The organism is Roseovarius sp. MS2, assembly GCF_051447875.1.
Classification (GTDB): domain Bacteria; phylum Pseudomonadota; class Alphaproteobacteria; order Rhodobacterales; family Rhodobacteraceae; genus Roseovarius; species Roseovarius mucosus_A.
Window position 1 is genome coordinate 1,841,263 of record NZ_JBKHVF010000001.1, and the last position, 17,663, is coordinate 1,858,925.

The window sequence follows — 17,663 nt, forward strand, 5'->3', positions numbered from 1 at the left end:
ATGTGCATCAGACAGATGACTTTCAATGCGGTCGTTTCCTTAGCCGGGTCGACCATGCTGCTGAGTGATTGTGTGTGGATTTATTCGCACTCAAGTAGCGCAGCGGTAGTGCATTGAAGATGTGCAGAGGTTCGAACGTCAAGGATAAGCAGCGATGCTTTTCAACTTGAGAGTTTGATCCTGGCTCAGAACGAACGCTGGCGGCAGGCCTAACACATGCAAGTCGAGCGAACCTTCGGGTTAGCGGCGGACGGGTGAGTAACGCGTGGGAACGTACCCTCTTCTGCGGGATAGCCACTGGAAACGGTGAGTAATACCGCATACGCCCTTTGGGGGAAAGATTTATCGGAGGAGGATCGGCCCGCGTTGGATTAGGTAGTTGGTGGGGTAATGGCCTACCAAGCCTACGATCCATAGCTGGTTTTAGAGGATGATCAGCCACACTGGGACTGAGACACGGCCCAGACTCCTACGGGAGGCAGCAGTGGGGAATCTTAGACAATGGGCGCAAGCCTGATCTAGCCATGCCGCGTGAGTGACGAAGGCCTTAGGGTCGTAAAGCTCTTTCGCCAGAGATGATAATGACAGTATCTGGTAAAGAAACCCCGGCTAACTCCGTGCCAGCAGCCGCGGTAATACGGAGGGGGTTAGCGTTGTTCGGAATTACTGGGCGTAAAGCGCACGTAGGCGGATTGGAAAGTTGGGGGTGAAATCCCAGGGCTCAACCCTGGAACGGCCTCCAAAACTCCCAGTCTAGAGTTCGAGAGAGGTGAGTGGAATTCCGAGTGTAGAGGTGAAATTCGTAGATATTCGGAGGAACACCAGTGGCGAAGGCGGCTCACTGGCTCGATACTGACGCTGAGGTGCGAAAGTGTGGGGAGCAAACAGGATTAGATACCCTGGTAGTCCACACCGTAAACGATGAATGCCAGTCGTCGGCAAGCATGCTTGTCGGTGACACACCTAACGGATTAAGCATTCCGCCTGGGGAGTACGGTCGCAAGATTAAAACTCAAAGGAATTGACGGGGGCCCGCACAAGCGGTGGAGCATGTGGTTTAATTCGAAGCAACGCGCAGAACCTTACCAACCCTTGACATGGATATCGTAGTTACCAGAGATGGTTTCGTCAGTTCGGCTGGATATCACACAGGTGCTGCATGGCTGTCGTCAGCTCGTGTCGTGAGATGTTCGGTTAAGTCCGGCAACGAGCGCAACCCACATCCCTAGTTGCCAGCAGGTTAAGCTGGGCACTCTATGGAAACTGCCCGTGATAAGCGGGAGGAAGGTGTGGATGACGTCAAGTCCTCATGGCCCTTACGGGTTGGGCTACACACGTGCTACAATGGTGGTGACAATGGGTTAATCCCAAAAAGCCATCTCAGTTCGGATTGGGGTCTGCAACTCGACCCCATGAAGTCGGAATCGCTAGTAATCGCGTAACAGCATGACGCGGTGAATACGTTCCCGGGCCTTGTACACACCGCCCGTCGCACCATGGGAGTTGGGTCTACCCGACGACGGTGCGCTAACCTCGCAAGAGGAGGCAGCCGGCCACGGTAGGCTCAGCGACTGGGGTGAAGTCGTAACAAGGTAGCCGTAGGGGAACCTGCGGCTGGATCACCTCCTTTCTAAGGATGTTTCTAGTCAGATCAGCGTGCTGATCTCGTGAAACACTTAGCATGATCGGCAAACAAAGCCGGTCAACATACGAACCGGACCGTCCTCATATCTCTTCAGGAACGTAATCACAGACCTACCGGTCTGTCTTGGGTCGGTAGCTCAGGTGGTTAGAGCGCACGCCTGATAAGCGTGAGGTCGGAGGTTCAAGTCCTCCTCGACCCACCACTCCCTTTGGTCGTGTTGGGGCTCGTCGGGAATTTGATTTGTGCGTCCTCGGGTCTTGCGACCCTGCGGGCGACACGGGCCTCGACCCACCATCGCACTTGGCCTCAAGTAGCCGAAAGGCGGTAGGCCGAACATCTGGCCTCAAGTAGCCGAAAGGCGGTAGGCCGAACATCTGGCCTCAAGTAGCCGAAAGGCGGTAGGCCGAACATCATGGGGCCTTAGCTCAGCTGGGAGAGCGCCTGATTTGCATTCAGGAGGTCAGGAGTTCGATCCTCCTAGGCTCCACCATGTGCCAGCCCTTTTGATTAGATCGCTAAGCGCTTTCGAGCGTTTAGCCGTCCAATCGGACGTTTGCCCCCCTGCGGGGCATGACATTGACATCGTATAGAGAGATACATATCAACACTGTTTGGTGTTCGCGCGTAAGCGATACACCTCAGTTTGGTGCTTGAGGCCCTCGGGCCGAGAGCGAGCATATGACGCGATTGCTTCCTCGATCGCCCCTATGTCTGCCAGCTGAAACGAACAGAGTTGTCCAAGTCAAGTACACTAACCCGAACAACGTGGTCTGCCTCCCGCACGGATGGCAGATCGGTTGCGTTGTTCATTGTCTGGTTCCAAGAACCAGGCGGGAAAAGTATGCTTTTGATACCGGAATTATGGCAACAGTTTCTTACCAGCTTCTGTTGTCGCGCAAGGCGCAAGTCTTGCTAGTTCTGGATCAAATCAAGCGCGAGAAGGGCGTTTGGTGGATGCCTTGGCAGTAAGAGGCGATGAAGGACGTGATACTCTGCGATAAGCCATGAGGAGCTGAGAATAAGCTGTGATCCATGGATTTCCGAATGGGGCAACCCACCTGACAGTTTGTTATAATTGCCTTTTGGCAGTTTATAACGGGCTGAAACAGGTACTTTTTGACTGAATACATAGGTCTTAAAGAGCAAACCCGGAGAACTGAAACATCTAAGTACCCGGAGGAAAGGACAGCAATAGCGACTCCCCTAGTAGCGGCGAGCGAACGGGGACCAGCCGAGCCCAATAAGTGACCAGAATGCGTTGGGAAGCGCAGCCATAGCGGGTGACAGCCCCGTATGGGAAGCTTTGAGGGACGTATCAAGTAGGGCGGAACACGTGAAATTCTGTCTGAAGATCGGAGGACCACCTTCGAAGGCTAAGTACTCCTTACTGACCGATAGCGAACCAGTACCGTGAGGGAAAGGTGAAAAGCACCCCGACGAGGGGAGTGAAACAGTACCTGAAACCGAACGCCTACAATCAGTCGGAGGGGCATAAGCCCTGACGGCGTACCTTTTGTATAATGGGTCATCGACTTGGTCTATCTAGCAAGCTTAAGCCGTTAGGTGTAGGCGCAGCGAAAGCGAGTCTTAATAGGGCGTTGAGTTAGATGGATCAGACCCGAAACCGAGTGATCTAGGCATGACCAGGATGAAGGTTGGGTAACACCAACTGGAGGTCCGAACCCACACCTGTTGAAAAAGGTCGGGATGAGTTGTGCCTAGGGGTGAAAGGCCAATCAAACTCGGAGATAGCTGGTTCTCTGCGAAATCTATTTAGGTAGAGCGTCATCCGAATACCCTCGGGGTAGAGCACTGGATGGGTAATGGGGCCCCACAGGCTTACTGATCCTAACCAAACTCCGAATACCGAGGAGTACTAGATGGCAGACAGACGGCGGATGCTAACGTCCGTCGTCGAGAGGGAAACAACCCTGACCTCCGGCTAAGGCCCCCAATTCATGGCTAAGTGGGAAAGCAGGTGGGACGACCAAAACAACCAGGAGGTTGGCTTAGAAGCAGCCATCCTTTAAAGATAGCGTAACAGCTCACTGGTCTAAATAAGTTGTCCTGCGGCGAAGATGTAACGGGGCTCAAGCCATGAGCCGAAGCCGAGGATGCCGTAAGGCATGGTAGCAGAGCGTAGTGTGACATGGTTTCTATCCTCTTTAGTGTCCTTCGGGACACCATGGAGGAGAAGAAATCTTCGATGAAGCGGGCCTGTGAGGGATCCCGTGGAGAGATCACTAGTGAGAATGATGACATGAGTAGCGATAAAGGGTGTGAGAGACACCCTCGCCGAAAGTCCAAGGGTTCCTGCTTAAAGCTAATCTGAGCAGGGTAAGCCGACCCCTAAGGCGAGGCCGAAAGGCGTAGTCGATGGGAACCAGGTTAATATTCCTGGGCCAGATGGAAGTGACGGATCTCAAAGGTTGTTCGTTCTTATCGGATTGAACGGGCCGCTCAGAGGTTCCTGGAAATAGCTCCATCGCTAGATCGTACCCGAAACCGACACAGGTGGACTGGTAGAGAATACCAAGGCGCTTGAGAGAACTATGTTGAAGGAACTCGGCAAAATACCTCCGTAAGTTCGCGAGAAGGAGGCCCGGTTTCTAGGCAACTAGAGGCTGGGGGCACAAACCAGGGGGTGGCGACTGTTTACTAAAAACACAGGGCTCTGCGAAGTCGCAAGACGACGTATAGGGTCTGACGCCTGCCCGGTGCCTGAAGGTTAAAAGGAGGGGTGAGAGCTCTGAATTGAAGCCCAGGTAAACGGCGGCCGTAACTATAACGGTCCTAAGGTAGCGAAATTCCTTGTCGGGTAAGTTCCGACCTGCACGAATGGCGTAACGACTTCCCCGCTGTCTCCAACATAGACTCAGCGAAATTGAATTGCCTGTCAAGATGCAGGCTTCCCGCGGTTAGACGGAAAGACCCCGTGCACCTTTACTATAGCTTCGCACTGGCATCAGGATTGTGATGTGCAGGATAGGTGGTAGGCTTTGAAGCAGGGACGCTAGTCCCTGTGGAGCCTCCCTTGAGATACCACCCTTCGCACTCTTGATGTCTAACCGCGGCCCGTTATCCGGGTCCGGGACCCTGCGTGGTGGGTAGTTTGACTGGGGCGGTCGCCTCCTAAAGCGTAACGGAGGCGCGCGAAGGTTGGCTCAGAGCGGTCGGAAATCGCTCGTTGAGTGCAATGGCAGAAGCCAGCCTGACTGCGAGACTGACAAGTCGAGCAGAGTCGAAAGACGGCCATAGTGATCCGGTGGTCCCAAGTGGGAGGGCCATCGCTCAACGGATAAAAGGTACGCCGGGGATAACAGGCTGATACTGCCCAAGAGTCCATATCGACGGCAGTGTTTGGCACCTCGATGTCGGCTCATCTCATCCTGGGGCTGGAGCAGGTCCCAAGGGTACGGCTGTTCGCCGTTTAAAGAGGTACGTGAGCTGGGTTTAGAACGTCGTGAGACAGTTCGGTCCCTATCTGCCGTGGGTGTAGGATACTTGAGAGGAGTTGCCCCTAGTACGAGAGGACCGGGGTGAACGAACCACTGGTGGACCTGTTGTGGCGCCAGCCGCAGTGCAGGGTAGCTATGTTCGGACAGGATAACCGCTGAAGGCATCTAAGCGGGAAGCCCCCCTCAAAACAAGGTATCCCTGAGGGCCGTGGTAGACCACCACGTCGATAGGCCGGAGATGTAAGCGCAGCAATGCGTTCAGTTGACCGGTACTAATGGCCCGATAGGCTTGATTTGATCCAGTAATAGCAAGACTGTTACAGAACAAATCAAAAGCATACACAAAACACAGAGTACTGACTTGGAAACCAATCCCCAACCGGAGCAAGACGGTTGGAGATACCCGTCCTCAAGTAGCCGATAGGCGATAGGACAAAAAAACGTCCTCAACTAGCCCTCCGGGCGGTAGGACAAACATAACGAGGCTTTTTCCCGGTTTGGTGGCCATAGCACAAGCGAAACACCCGGTCCCATCCCGAACCCGGCCGTTAAGCGCTGTCGCGCCAATGGTACTGCGTCTCAAGACGTGGGAGAGTAGGTCGCTGCCAAACCTGGTAAAAGCCTCGTAAAACTCATGTATCTCTCAAAAACGATCAAACCCTATTCCCATAAAATAGGCGTCAAAAAACAGCGCACAAACATGCGCCGCAAAATAGTCCGAAAACCAATACCAATCAGGACTATACACCGTCGCGGGATGGAGCAGCCCGGTAGCTCGTCAGGCTCATAACCTGAAGGTCGTAGGTTCAAATCCTACTCCCGCAACCATAAATAATTAGTCAACAATATCAATAGCGTGAGCTTTGCCGCTTGGGCCATTTTGCTGTTTGTGTCCCAAAGCCAGTGACGGCAGCGCCGCGAGAGCGCCCTGCAGGTGGACAGACATCCGCCCAGTGGTGGGGTCTGGATGCAGCACGATCTTCTCGATCAGGCCCCGCAGCGCCTCTTTAGCCTCCAGCATGCCGTCACTGTTCGGCTCTGACAGTATTTCCTTGCTTTACACGCTGTATGTAGCAACCCTTGATTGTCTAGGCAGAGGACGTCAGCTTTTTTGAGCGTTGTTTGGGAATGAGTGATGAAAACTGGTGTCTTTGCTCTCCCCGTTACAGCATTCCTGCTCCTGATCCCAGGCGGCGCAATGGCGGGCGCTTTAGAAAAAGACACTAGGGTGCAATGTCGATCCACGGGCAGTTGCACGATCAAGGACGACCATCTGGCCACAGAGAAATCTGATCCTTACAAGGTTTACGGCAAACCACCGATCAAACATGCTGACCGTTTGGCAGCAGCGCGGTTTGGTCATGTTCGGGATTGTCTGGTGCCTGCCGAGAAACGCAACGACGCTCCAGACCTGACGCAGATCGACTGGCGCAAGATGCGATCCGAAGCCGTCATCACGGTCTGCCTTTTCCGAATTTTCTCGAGCCTCGGAAACCCCATAGCTGCAAAACGTTGGTTTGAGGTGCAAGGGTTGCAAAGAATGAAACTCTACACCAGCTCGGGGCGGGCGGCACGTGAAGGCAGACAGGTTGAAGGTACCACAACCAGCGTTAAGGCAGGCAATCTTCTGAGCGAAACAGGAAAATGCTACCTCTCACGTAATTCTTCCAGCAATTTTCTGTGCTCTAAGGTCGTCCACGCAGAAACCTTCTCCGCAAGCTGGAACGAGGACGGGCAACTGTGGGGAACGGCATACGGGCAAACATCAAAGTAGTGGTTTTATTTTAGGGGGACATGGCAACAATTGCACCGGCAGGACACTTCATCGACGCAGCGGCTGGGTAGGGCGCGGAACGGCGCGGCTCATGACATGACGCTTCCCCTCAGGTTCAAGCGCAGCTTCGTCAAAGCGCGCAGATCGAGGTTTCGACCGTCCTGCCGGGAAATCGTGAAACGCCAGGTCGCAAAGGGTGTTGGCTTGAAGAAATCCTCGGCGAAGCGCCCGGTTGTTGCGCTGTCGCCAGTGGGCATCGCCGCCACGTCCAGCGGGTTGTAAACGAAGGCGCGCATAAAGGGCTGGGTCACAAATCGCGCCGTGCCACCGGAGGGCGTCTTGTCGAGGTAGGTGCCGTCTGTCTGGATGTCGATCCAGAGATCGCCGTCAGAGTGCACCCCGTCTGCATAGACCCGCACAGCGTCGAGCCGAACCCTGTACCAACGGTTGAACCGTGGGTGATCGGTTGGGATCGTTACACTGACAGAGCCATCAGCGCTTCGCATGATCGCCAACGCAGGGGGGCCGTCATCGCCGTCGGCCTGCGTCTCGTCCGTGGCTCTGGCATCGCTTTGCGCGATGACCATGTCCGGATCGTCGGCCGCACCGGCCGCCAAAGTCAAGTCGACGTCTAGCCAGACATCCATCGGCCTTGGCGACCGGCCAAGTGCAATGCTGGTGACCCAGGTTCCCGTATGGGTCATCACCGCTTCGGAGAACGCGTCGACGCTGTCGGTGATCCGGGGCAGAACAGACCGGTCGATCGGACGCAGCGTGAAGTAGCTGGCCGCCCGCATGAAGGCTTCCATTGCCAGGTAGACGCTGCGCTTGCTGTCGAGCACGCGCCCGAAGGCAAGTTGCCGCAGCGCCGTATCGCGCGCCCGCGACTGCGAAAGATCGCGCAGGTAGCCATCGTAGATCCGCCGCGAGGCCTGCGCCGCCCGCTCGCGCAGGATCGCGTCCGCGAGGTCGTTGTTGGCCTTGGCGAGCGCGAGGCGCGTCTGGCTCATCGTGCGGCCATGCAGCACCAGCCGCCTGAGCGCCAGCCGGTAGGCGCGTCCGCCGCCGAGCTTGTCCATCATGTCGCTGATCTTATCGAACATCTCCTCAAGGCCCAGCTCGGTCTGCGCCCAGCCGTCTTCACCCCCGGTCACAACGTCGAGTCCGATGGGCGCTATCGCCCCGAAGGACGTCTTCACTTGGGCTGCGGCCTTGACCAGAAAGTCCTCGCTTTGCTGCTCGAGCTTCTTCGCCTTCTCCGCAATGTCGACGATGCGCATGATGCCGTCGTAGATGCCCTTTACATCCTTGCCAGCCGAGATTCCGGCCTTCTTGAGATCGGCAGCCCCTTTCTTGATCTTGTCCTGGCGCGATTTCTCCTTCTGCGCCGCTTCCCGATCCGCTTTGCGTGTCTCGAAATACGAAATGACGTCTTCCTTGGCGTTCTCGGCCGTATATTCCGGGGGATCGCCATCGTCGTTGTCTTCGAACAGCCAACTGATATCGATGACGTCCTCGAACTTGTCACTTTTCGCCGCGCGCGTTGACAGGTCTACCGACATACCTGCCAACATCTTGATATTGTCGATGACGGGGATGGCCGCGAGCGTTCCGCCCGAGGCGACAATCGTCCCGACTTGTTGAACCAAATCCACCACACCGGTGAATATCTCGATCGACGCCTTGATCGTCTCGTCGCGCTGCCAGTTCTTGATGCCGCGCTGGAAGTCCACCATCAGATCGCTCAGATCGGTCTGGCATTCCAGAAGGTTCGCCGCCGCGATCTGGCGCGCTTTGCGCATCTGCTCGCAGGTTGCCTCGGTCTGCGCGCGTAGGTTCGCGGCGAGCTCGGCCTCGTTCTGCTTATCTGCGATAGTAATCGCCACCTGGTCGCGCCAGTGCTCGTCGGTCCTCGCCTTCTCGACCAGAGCGTCGTAGCGCTGCACGCGCTGGTGCAGCAGAGCAAGGCAGGCCTTCGATTTTTCGGCGTAGATCTCATGGTCAAGGTGCGGAACAAGAAGCGCGCCAGCACCGATGTCCATTAACTGAATCAACGTCTTGTAAAGCGCGTGACAATCCGATGACAGCATGTGCGAGGTTGGGTGGCGCGCCGTCAGGGCTGCAACCCACATGACTTGGTCCGCCGCAAGGCGCGGCTCTTCGGTCGAGAGCAGGCACGCGATCTGGAACGTCGTCGTCAGCATTACTGCCAGCGGCTCGCCGGGCGCAAGAAAGTCGAGCGCAGCCGCCGAGGCGGCGACCTTTGTCGCGCGTTCTTCACCGCGTTCCATCACATAGGCAGTTGTGCTGCCGTCGGCGACAATATGCGTCTCGGCCTCGACAAGATCGCCGCCAGCGTCGAGACTGACGGTCGCAAGCGTCAGCGTTGCGGGCTCGCCCGTGGCGGCATCGACGATGCGTTGCGCCGCGATGATGAAAGACAGCTTGGTGCCGTCGCTCAGGTCGAAGGTCAGGTCGGCCTTCGCCCCGATCTCGATCACACGCGCAAAGATGAAAGTCGGGCAGCGCAACGTCGGTGCCTTATCGAGGACCAGAACGTCGCAGCAGATCACCAGCATCGCCAGCTTGTCGGCGTCTTTAATGCTTGCGTCGATCTCGCTCCAACGCAGCAGCGGCGCGCGGAACTCTCCATAGTCCGGGTTGAGGTGCTGGTATTCAGGCAGGTGCCAACGCTGGATGGTCTTGGCGGAATAAAGCTCGGCCCAATTGTGTTTCATCGAAAAACTCTCTCCGCCTTGTGTGCTGGAAGGGGTGTGCGGGCCCGCGAGGGGCCCCACGCTTCAGCCGCCGAGCTTTTTGAACACCTCGGCAACGGTGGCTGTGCCGGGTGCGATGCTGACGTAGTTGTCAGTCATCAACTCGCTCAGGTCGGGCAGCATCGTCTGCCAGTTTTTCTCGACCTTGCGCAGGGCCACACCCAGCAAGCGCTTCGATTTCACCTCGTTCTCGCCATCGGGTGATTGTCTCGTGGTGTTCTCCAGGTATTTCGCCATCTCGGAGATATGCGACGCGATCCCCTTCCATGTCTCTTGAACCACGCCGCATTTAGCCGAGGCCGCCTCGGTATAGCTGATGACGTTCGTCAGGCCGTTTGAGCCTTGGCTAAAGACGCTGCGCGCCGCAAGAGCCTGTTTCAGATGCGCGCCCTCCTTCTGGATCGAATCCTCCAATTCTTCGATATCCTTCATCCGCTGGATCGCCTTGTCCGTGTAGATGCCCATCACGACGCCTGTTGCGATCAGGCCAAGGGGTGGCAGCACCCAGATGTAAGTGGGCGAGGTCGCTGCAGCTATTGTCGCCTCTGTATGCAGCCGCCGCGCCTCTTCCAGCATCTTGTGTTTGTAGGCAATTGAGCCCTCGGTGTTCGCATCCGCCGCGAGGATACCGAGCGTCTCCTCGTTCGTGCTGCTATCGCTGTCGAGGCTTGTGCGCGCGGTGTCGAGCTTTCCCAATGCCTTGCCAAGCTCCGTCCGGAACGCGTCGAGCGCAACTTTGACATTGCCCGCCCTCGTGCTGGCGGAATTGGCGTCCTTCTGAAGATCTGTCAGCAGCTCCAGTGCTGTTTCTGTATCGCCGTCCTCGACCGAGTCGAGGATGATTTGCAGCATCCCGTCCTCGCCCCCGGCTGTTGTCTCGGCATAGACCTTTAGGTCCATGCCCACCTGAATGACCTCAGAGAAGACGTTCTTGAGGAACGCCTCGCAGGCTTTCGAGATCAGCGAATTGCCGTCTTGCATTGGGGGAAGAAAATCGAACTTCAGAGCATCGGCACCCATGATCGCCTTGAAGTCCGTCTCCGACGTCGGCAAGCGAATACCCCAGTTCGCGTAGACCTGAAGAAAGTGCCAAGCCTGCCAAAGCTCTGACCGGTTTGACCCCTCGCGCCCAATGAGCGACATCAAGGGCTCGAACGGCTTGGTGAAGTCGATTGTTTCAATGCTGTCATCGGTCATGCTGGTTCCTTTCAGTTCAGGCTGGGCTACCTAAGTGATGGCGAGGGTCTGTATCCATCTCGACATCGCGTCCATCTTTGGACGTGCCCGCTCGAGGTGGATGTTTGCGACCTTCAGGTTTGACGTAGCCTCGGATTTCTCGATCTGCTGGTAGGCCGGAAGAAGCAGGGGGCCCAAGGCCACCAAGTCATTCTGGAACTGTGTCATTGTCTGGTCGACGGTCAGCACCCGCTCGACCCCATTGCGCAGCGCGACAAGCTCGGCCTTGTACACCCCAAGGAGTTCTCGATGCTGGCGTTGCGACGCGGCCTCGCCCTTGTGGATTGCAATCGAAGTGTTGAGCTTGTTGAGGTTGTCGCGGTTTTTATCGACCTGGCCAAAGGTAAAGATCGCCTCCAGACCGTGCAGGATGTAATCGCCCGCGTTCAGTTTGTCGCTCGCCTCCTTCGCGGCCTTCGCGGCAGCCTCCATCCGCTCTTCGGAGGTTTGGATCGCAGCCGTCATCTCTCTGATCTGCTTGCCGTGTGTCGCGATTTCGCGCTCAATCCTTCCGAAGACCTTGTTTCCGGCGACCTTGACGCTCATCGCCTGTTGCGTGGCATGCCGCGATTCCGCGACCGTGTCGCCGAGAAGCACGAGAAGCTGGCCGAGTGAGGCCTTCAGCATGTTGTCCCCGCCCATATCGCGCCATCTCGCGTCGATCCTGACAAGACTTTCCGATAGATTGTTGGCGAGGACGGCGAAAATTGACAGCGAAGCCAGCAGCTCGGACATAAAATTGGCAGGAAGCCCGGCGCGGACAACACCGCCAGAGGCAACCCAGGAGCGTAATTCGGAAACACCCTGAAACGGGCTGGAATCTGTCATATCTATGCCTTGTCTCATAATTCTGGTGAAAAGGCGGGTGTGAAAAGAGGCCTTGGAAATCTATCCTTCAGCTAACCCTAGGTAAAGTAAATTGCCTTGTCTACAACTTTGACGCATTCTTTGGCTGCGGGCAGCACGCCCGAGAAAAGCGCCGACAGCGCCTGATACCCGTCAAGCGGCGGCAAACTAACCGTGTGCTGCGCCGGTTGGGCGATCACCGAACTACCCTCGCTTGGTACGCGAGAAGCGCTTGAACTGTGCAACACCTCGGTCGCCCCTCTTGGCCATTGCAAGCAGAAGCCCGCCTGTGCCGCTGTCGACCGGACGCATACCCTCGGCGCGGAACAGGAGAGCAAGCGGCGTGCGCCTAACAGAGGCGGTTCGCGTGTTCTGCACAGGCTCTGGGCGTTTTCCAAGTGGTTCCGCCTTGGGTGCGCCACGGCCGCATCATGAATCGGCGCTGTCCCACGTGATCACCCAAATTTGATTCAATCTTGATTGGTGCAGATGCCAATTCCACGCGACAGTGCGACAACACTTGTGGCACGCACAGCATATTGCCCGACAATTCTGAACTGCGCATCGGGCATGTCGGACGGCAGATATGAGGCGTCCTGCTGCAGCAGCGATCTGTGTGAAGCCGGTAACCGGAAGGGCCCAGTATGATATCGAAATTGCGCAATCCATCATTTGTCTGGTTATTTGCCCCCTTGTTGGCGCTGTCGTTGTTATGGTCCAACGACGCCCCAGCCCAGACCACTGGCGCGCTTCCGGACTACGTGATCAAGGAATTCGGCACCCCGCCCAAGGTTCCGCTTGGCCCGCCCTCAAAGGCATTGCGGGCCGCGATGCAGATAGCCTTTGTCGATAGCTTCACACAATCGTCGTGGAAAGAGGCGCAATCCGACGCTCTGATCGAGATCGTGCGATCGGAGGACCCCCGCCTTGCGTGGCTGATCAGCGACATGATGCGCTTCGTCACCAATGGCAGTTTGAACATCACTCTCGCAGACGCCGCAGCCGACTTGCTAAAGGTCGATCCGCCGGCCGAGAACCACTGGGAAGTCATCACAAACACTCTGATCGCTTGGGATATCCCGGCGCCACCGGGCTATCTGGAGATCAAGCGCACGATCTTCACCTCTGCCGTGCCCGGCTGGGAGCGGATCTTTGTCGAGGGTGATATCGACTGGCGGATGGTGTCGTGGGGCGGCGTGTTGATCGACGACCGGGGCTTTGGGCAGACGGACGAGCCGTGCAACTGCATTCCCGCTGCCGATAACCCCAAAGTCAGCAGCGCCAAGGCCGCGACATGGCTCGACGATGATGACATCGTATTCGGGATCGAGGTGAATGGCGAAGCCCGGGCCTATCCCCGGCGCATCATGGAAGTGCGCGAGATGGTCAACGATACGCTGGGCGGTCGCAATCTCGGTATTCCCTATTGCACCTTATGCGGTGCCGCACAGGCCTATTTTACCGATGGGCTGCCCGCCGGGATCGAACGGCCAATCCTGCGCACCTCAGGGCTGCTGATCCGGTCGAACAAGGTTATGTACGATGTCCGGACATTTTCGATCTTCGATACCTTCCTCGGCCATGCCGTGACCGGACCCTTGGCGAAACGCGGCCTGAAATTGCAACAGGCCAGCGTGATCACCACCGACTGGGGGACATGGCGCGCCGCGCATCCCGAAACAACCGTGCTGGTCGAGGAGCTGGCGCTGGGCCGGGATTTCGATTTCCGAAACGGGCGTGATGCAAACGGCCCGATCTTTCCCGTGGGTGATGTCGACCCGCGCCTTCCGGTTCATGAGGATATCATCGGGGTCATCGCGGCCTCTGGAAAGCCGGTGGCGTTCCAGCGCAGCGCGGCCATGATCGCGCTGAAACGGGGCGAAAAGATTGAGTTCGAGAATGTCCGCCTTGTGCTTACGGCGGGCGGCATTCGCGCGGTCGATGCGCGCGGAGCCGATCAAGGCAGTCATCAGGCCTTTTGGTTTGCCTGGTCACAATTCCATCCCGGTACAGCCCTCTGGTCTGGCTGAAGCCCAAGCCGGGATGTCCGAGCAACAGTTTGCGCGGCTGCGAATAGCACTGTTGATGCGCCCAAAGGACGCCGCCGCGACAGGGTCGCGGTGGCCGTAAACTTGACCGTCCCGCTGCAGAGAAAGTGGAGAGATGGCACCGCGTGCTGTCCGGGAAAGGGGGCAGGCATGCCATGATCTGATCCGCCCACCATCAAAGCTCAACGGGTTCGATCCTCACCGGACAAGGTCTAAGGAAATCGAGTTTGACCAAAACGCCCAATTGGCGGGGTGGTCATTCGTCCGTGCCAGACGCCGCATTTAAGGGAAAAGGCCACTGATTGATCCCGTCGGGCGTTGCCCCGCGATCTTGTTTAGACAGTCGGCGCTGAAGGATAGTTTGTCAGACTGCCGTCAGCCTCGCCGCCTAACCACGGCAGTCATATTTCGCTATCACTCTGTTGGAAGTGCTCTATTTTCCAATCACACCCCGTTCGCCTTGGCTCTACTCTGAAAGCTGTCCCCGGATGCGCGTCCTGCTTGTCGAAGACCACCCCCCTTTGGCCGAGGCCGTTTGTGATGCGCTGCGACGGTCAGGTTTTGCCGTGGATCATGCGGCGACAGCTGCGGATGCGCGCGAATTGTCGGGCCTGTCGGATTATGGCTTGGTGCTGCTGGATCTGGGTCTGCCTGATGGTGACGGGCTGCGCCTGCTGCCGACCCTGCGGCAAGGGGGGCGGGTGCCGGTTATCGTGTTGACCGCGCGCGATCAGTTGGCCGACCGGCTGGCAGGGCTGGATGGCGGCGCAGATGATTATGTGGTGAAGCCGGTGGAGATGCCCGAGCTTGTCGCGCGCGCCCGTGCCGTATTGCGCCGCCCGGGCGATAGGTCAGACACCACTCTACGACTAGGCGCGCTTGCGCTGGATACTGCGGCACGCAGCGTCAGCGTGAATGATGCACCGATCATACTTGGGCGTCGCGAGCTGGGTGTACTGGAACATTTGATGCGCAATGCGGGCCGCGTCGCGTCGCGGAAGGTTCTGGAAGAGGCAATCTACACGATCGACGACGAGGTCACACCCAACGCATTGGAAGCAGCCGTGTCGCGCCTGCGCCGCGCGCTCGAAACGGCGGGCTGCCCGGTGCCAATTGTGAACGTGCGAGGTGTCGGCTGGATGCTGCCGCGCGAGGGCAGTGAATGACACGGCCGAACCGTCCGCTGGCACAGGTGCTGATACGGCGTCTGGTACTGATCACGGTCATCATTGTTGTCCTGAACATGATCGTGGTCGGGGCCTACTATGGCTCCGACCGCGCCGAGTTAGAGGCCGAAGTCGTCGCGGACGTGACGGAACGTTTAGGGGCACGCTTGGAGGATAGCGGCTTGCCCGCCGATGCCCCGGCGCGGGCAATGTTCGCGAAACATCCAACAGCCTATGCATTCGCGCTGGTGGATCGCACCGGAACGGTCGTTGACGCCATGAACCGCGCCCTCATTCCGTCATCCGCTCTCGATCTTTATGCCGACGACTGGGTGACAGCGGTCGATTTGCCTACGGGCCGATTGCTCTATGCAGGGCACGAATTCCGTGACAGGACCGATGGTTTGCGGATGGTCTTCGTCATGACGTCCGACCCAGAGAACCTGTTGCGCCATGCTTTCTTAAGCGAGCTGCGCCAGCATGTTTGGGGGCCGATCCTGCCCATGGCGCTGTTGCTGATCGGCGCCAGCGCGTTCGTGATCCGGCGCGAACTGGCACCGGTAGGCCGTGCTGCCGCTTGGGCACGAACGCTAAGTCCCGGAGCCGTGACATCCCCCCCGTCGGGTCCTGTTCCCTCAGAGGTGGCAGACCTGATTGATGGCACGCAACGCGCACTCGACCGGCTGGCATCAGCGCTTGCGGCAGAGACCCGGCACGCGGCTGAGGCTGCCCATGCTTTGCGCACGCCAGTGGCTGTGTTGACCGCCCGGCTGGACGCGCTGCCGCCGGGCGAAACAACCGACAAGCTGCGCTCTGATCTGGCGGCCCTCGCGCGGACCGTTCAGCAGGTTTTGGCGGCATCCAGAACCGAAGCACTGAGTGCGCCGACCGAGGGCGCGCTTGATCTGCGCAGACCGGCAGAGGCGGTGCTGTCGGCCCTTGCGCCCTTCGCCTATAGCAAGGGGGTGGAGCTGTCTCTGACGCTGCCGGATACGCCGGTTCTGGTGAGGGCAAATGACGAAGCGGTGCAGCTGGCGCTAACAAATCTGGTTGAGAACGCCGTACTGCATGGCGGACCGGGCGAGGTCGAGGTTACCCTTGGCCCAGGCCCGCGCCTTTCGGTGCGCGATCACGGGCTTGGGCTTCCGGCTGACGCAGGGGAGCGGATATTCCAACCCTTCTGGCGCGCGCCCGGCGCGGTTGCGGGCGGAACGGGGCTAGGACTGGCCATCGTGGACCGGTTGCAGCGCGCTCAGGGTGGCACAGTCGCGGTGCAAAAGCCCAAAGGCGCTGGCCTAGAAATCGTTTTGACGTTTGAAGCCCCAATATTCTGACAAGCCGTCAGTCAGCGGTCAGAATCAAGCTTCATTAAGCTCTCATTGGATCGATGTGCGATCCACATGCAGAGGAGCAAACAAATGAACGACGGCAATGACGTGAAGAAGATGGACCTGCGGGAAAGCCGCAAATGGTTGTCAGGCGAGGTGGAAATCCGTCTGCCCAAGGCCTGGCTGGCAATCGGTGGGGCTGCGATCGCGGTGCTGCTGATCGTGGCTCTCGACTGATCTCCGAACTCTTGACCCTTCAACAAGGAAGCTATCCATGAAATTCTTTGCCATTGCTGCACTTAGCGTGACCCTTGCGACCCAAGCGGCCTTCGCCAGTCAGATCACACCCATCGCCGATGTACAGCGCGGCACGATGGTCACCGTACAGGGGATTGTCGAACGGATCACCGACGAGGATGAGTTCCGCCTCACCGATGCCAGCGGCGATATCCGTATCTATGTCGGCCCCAACTGGGTTCCCGCCGAAGTCGGTGAGACCGTCATCGTCAACGGCTCGGTTGATGACGATCTGGTCTTCCCGCGCGAAATCTATGCGCGCAGCCTGACCCGCGCCGACGGCACAGTGATTACGTTCGACCGGCGCTACGACTGACGCCGCTGCGGTGCGCTGCGGGCCCATGAGGGCCCGCAGCTGTTTATGATTTCATCCTCGTGGCAGGCTATATGCCCGCTTTCTCTTGTCAGCAATGCCGGACGCCATTCCATGCCTCAATACGACTTTGGCACGCCACCCCAGTCCACTACTGAGTTGTTCGCGCAATTGTGCCACCGCTTCGAAGAAAGCGCCCCGACATTGGGAGACGTGGCCCGCTTTGCCGGACCCCGCACCTATGCGTTGATCCTGCTCATCTTTGCCCTGCCAGAGGCGCTTCCGCTGCCCGTGGCAGGTCTCAGCACTATTCTCGCCATCCCACTTATCCTTGTCTCTGTGCTGATGCTTTTGTTCGGCCCCGAACCGCGCCTGCCTGTCTGGCTGAGCGAACGCCGCGTCCCGCTACGACTTCTGAAAATGGGATCCACTCGGATCGGCCAGGCCCTGAATAGGCTGGAGCGCGTGTCGCGCCCGCGTTGGCCCAGGCTGATCGGCCAGACACGCGTGATCGGAGCGGTCTGTTTGGTTCTTGCCGTCGTCATTGCGCTGCCAATCCCATTTGGCAACATGCTGCCAGCACTTTGTATCCTTGGCATCGCCGTCGGCATGCTGCAACGCGACGGCGCACTTGTTGCCGGTTCGATGACCGCGGGCGGTCTTGTCGTAACTGGTCTGTCGACAGTTATCGCGCTCGCCGGTGAAGCCGTTCTTGCAGTTGTCAGAGAGGTCTTGGTCTAGACGGTCAACCGCAGTGTAAGGATAGGCGGGGCCA

The 17,663-nt window shown here is 58.0% G+C and carries 12 protein-coding genes, 3 tRNA genes and 3 rRNA genes; 13 read left to right on the top strand and 5 right to left on the bottom strand.

All coding sequences use genetic code 11. From position 1 onward, the window contains the following. The first annotated feature begins 162 nt into the window (after positions 1-162). The 6 genes from ACLGGT_RS09120 to ACLGGT_RS09145 all read left to right on the top strand — a co-directional run bounded on the left by ACLGGT_RS09120 (position 163) and on the right by ACLGGT_RS09145 (position 5,931). A 16S ribosomal RNA gene (locus ACLGGT_RS09120) occupies positions 163-1,630 on the top strand. A gap of 140 nt (positions 1,631-1,770) precedes the next feature. Next, positions 1,771-1,847: transfer RNA gene (locus ACLGGT_RS09125), tRNA-Ile, on the top strand. Positions 1,848-2,059: 212 nt separating this feature from the next. After that, a tRNA-Ala gene (locus tag ACLGGT_RS09130) sits at positions 2,060-2,135 on the top strand. A 436-nt stretch (positions 2,136-2,571) separates the two neighbouring features. Further along, positions 2,572-5,400 (top strand): 23S ribosomal RNA (locus ACLGGT_RS09135). Positions 5,401-5,599: 199 nt separating this feature from the next. Then, a 5S ribosomal RNA gene (rrf, locus tag ACLGGT_RS09140) occupies positions 5,600-5,714 on the top strand. The 16S, 23S and 5S rRNA genes sit together here with 3 tRNA genes alongside, the layout of an rRNA operon. 140 nt (positions 5,715-5,854) lie before the next feature. Next, positions 5,855-5,931, top strand: a tRNA-Met gene (locus tag ACLGGT_RS09145). 7 nt (positions 5,932-5,938) lie between these two features. Here ACLGGT_RS09145 and ACLGGT_RS09150 read toward each other — a convergent pair. Beyond that, entirely contained in the window at positions 5,939-6,124 is a 186-nt protein-coding gene (locus ACLGGT_RS09150; RefSeq protein WP_219435355.1) for a hypothetical protein, read from the bottom strand. Between the two features lie 114 nt (positions 6,125-6,238). Here ACLGGT_RS09150 and ACLGGT_RS09155 point away from each other — a divergent pair, with 114 nt between their 5' ends. Then, complete coding sequence (locus ACLGGT_RS09155; protein WP_437195788.1) at positions 6,239-6,877, top strand: hypothetical protein; 639 nt, start codon at positions 6,239-6,241, stop codon at positions 6,875-6,877. 89 nt (positions 6,878-6,966) lie between these two features. On the opposite strand, the gene ACLGGT_RS09160 is transcribed toward ACLGGT_RS09155, so the two are convergent. The 4 genes from ACLGGT_RS09160 to ACLGGT_RS09175 all read right to left on the bottom strand — a co-directional run bounded on the left by ACLGGT_RS09160 (position 6,967) and on the right by ACLGGT_RS09175 (position 11,936). Further along, entirely contained in the window at positions 6,967-9,615 is a 2,649-nt protein-coding gene (locus tag ACLGGT_RS09160; RefSeq protein WP_437195790.1) for a hypothetical protein, read from the bottom strand. Positions 9,616-9,678: 63 nt separating this feature from the next. Continuing rightward, entirely contained in the window at positions 9,679-10,851 is a 1,173-nt protein-coding gene (locus tag ACLGGT_RS09165) for a hypothetical protein (protein ID WP_151976884.1), read from the bottom strand. A gap of 30 nt (positions 10,852-10,881) precedes the next feature. Further along, positions 10,882-11,718 (bottom strand): hypothetical protein, encoded by an 837-nt coding sequence (locus ACLGGT_RS09170; RefSeq protein ID WP_081506996.1) that lies wholly within the window; start codon positions 11,716-11,718, stop codon positions 10,882-10,884. Between the two features lie 77 nt (positions 11,719-11,795). Further along, the gene (locus ACLGGT_RS09175) at positions 11,796-11,936 is read right to left on the bottom strand and encodes a hypothetical protein (RefSeq protein ID WP_437195793.1); all 141 of its coding nucleotides are present in this window, start codon (positions 11,934-11,936) and stop codon (positions 11,796-11,798) included. A 444-nt stretch (positions 11,937-12,380) separates the two neighbouring features. Here ACLGGT_RS09175 and ACLGGT_RS09180 point away from each other — a divergent pair, with 444 nt between their 5' ends. From ACLGGT_RS09180 to ACLGGT_RS09205, 6 genes are all read left to right on the top strand, one after another. After that, positions 12,381-13,766 carry a DUF3179 domain-containing (seleno)protein gene (locus ACLGGT_RS09180; protein ID WP_437195795.1) on the top strand — a complete coding sequence of 462 codons (1,386 nt, stop codon included), beginning with the start codon at positions 12,381-12,383 and terminating at the stop codon, positions 13,764-13,766. A 506-nt stretch (positions 13,767-14,272) separates the two neighbouring features. Beyond that, entirely contained in the window at positions 14,273-14,950 is a 678-nt protein-coding gene (locus tag ACLGGT_RS09185; protein WP_422003048.1) for a response regulator, read from the top strand. After that, entirely contained in the window at positions 14,947-16,284 is a 1,338-nt protein-coding gene (locus tag ACLGGT_RS09190) for a sensor histidine kinase (protein WP_437195797.1), read from the top strand. The genes ACLGGT_RS09185 and ACLGGT_RS09190 overlap by 4 nt, the downstream gene beginning before the upstream one ends. Positions 16,285-16,368: 84 nt before the next feature. Continuing rightward, positions 16,369-16,515 (top strand): hypothetical protein, encoded by a 147-nt coding sequence (locus tag ACLGGT_RS09195; protein ID WP_437195799.1) that lies wholly within the window; start codon positions 16,369-16,371, stop codon positions 16,513-16,515. Positions 16,516-16,552: 37 nt separating this feature from the next. Further along, positions 16,553-16,891 (top strand): hypothetical protein, encoded by a 339-nt coding sequence (locus ACLGGT_RS09200; RefSeq protein WP_008283075.1) that lies wholly within the window; start codon positions 16,553-16,555, stop codon positions 16,889-16,891. A gap of 111 nt (positions 16,892-17,002) precedes the next feature. Next, positions 17,003-17,629 carry an exopolysaccharide biosynthesis protein gene (locus ACLGGT_RS09205; RefSeq protein ID WP_437195801.1) on the top strand — a complete coding sequence of 209 codons (627 nt, stop codon included), beginning with the start codon at positions 17,003-17,005 and terminating at the stop codon, positions 17,627-17,629. Positions 17,630-17,663 lie beyond the last annotated feature (34 nt).

Coding starts and splice junctions, on each gene's coding strand:
- ACLGGT_RS09150 (WP_219435355.1), bottom strand. CDS start 6,124: ATGCTGGAGGCTAAAGAGGCGCTGCGGGGCCTGATCGAGAAGATCGTG.
- ACLGGT_RS09160 (WP_437195790.1), bottom strand. CDS start 9,615: ATGAAACACAATTGGGCCGAGCTTTATTCCGCCAAGACCATCCAGCGT.
- ACLGGT_RS09205 (WP_437195801.1), top strand. CDS start 17,003: ATGCCTCAATACGACTTTGGCACGCCACCCCAGTCCACTACTGAGTTG.
- ACLGGT_RS09170 (WP_081506996.1), bottom strand. CDS start 11,718: ATGACAGATTCCAGCCCGTTTCAGGGTGTTTCCGAATTACGCTCCTGG.
- ACLGGT_RS09165 (WP_151976884.1), bottom strand. CDS start 10,851: ATGACCGATGACAGCATTGAAACAATCGACTTCACCAAGCCGTTCGAG.
- ACLGGT_RS09155 (WP_437195788.1), top strand. CDS start 6,239: ATGAAAACTGGTGTCTTTGCTCTCCCCGTTACAGCATTCCTGCTCCTG.
- ACLGGT_RS09195 (WP_437195799.1), top strand. CDS start 16,369: ATGAACGACGGCAATGACGTGAAGAAGATGGACCTGCGGGAAAGCCGC.
- ACLGGT_RS09190 (WP_437195797.1), top strand. CDS start 14,947: ATGACACGGCCGAACCGTCCGCTGGCACAGGTGCTGATACGGCGTCTG.
- ACLGGT_RS09180 (WP_437195795.1), top strand. CDS start 12,381: ATGATATCGAAATTGCGCAATCCATCATTTGTCTGGTTATTTGCCCCC.
- ACLGGT_RS09200 (WP_008283075.1), top strand. CDS start 16,553: ATGAAATTCTTTGCCATTGCTGCACTTAGCGTGACCCTTGCGACCCAA.
- ACLGGT_RS09185 (WP_422003048.1), top strand. CDS start 14,273: ATGCGCGTCCTGCTTGTCGAAGACCACCCCCCTTTGGCCGAGGCCGTT.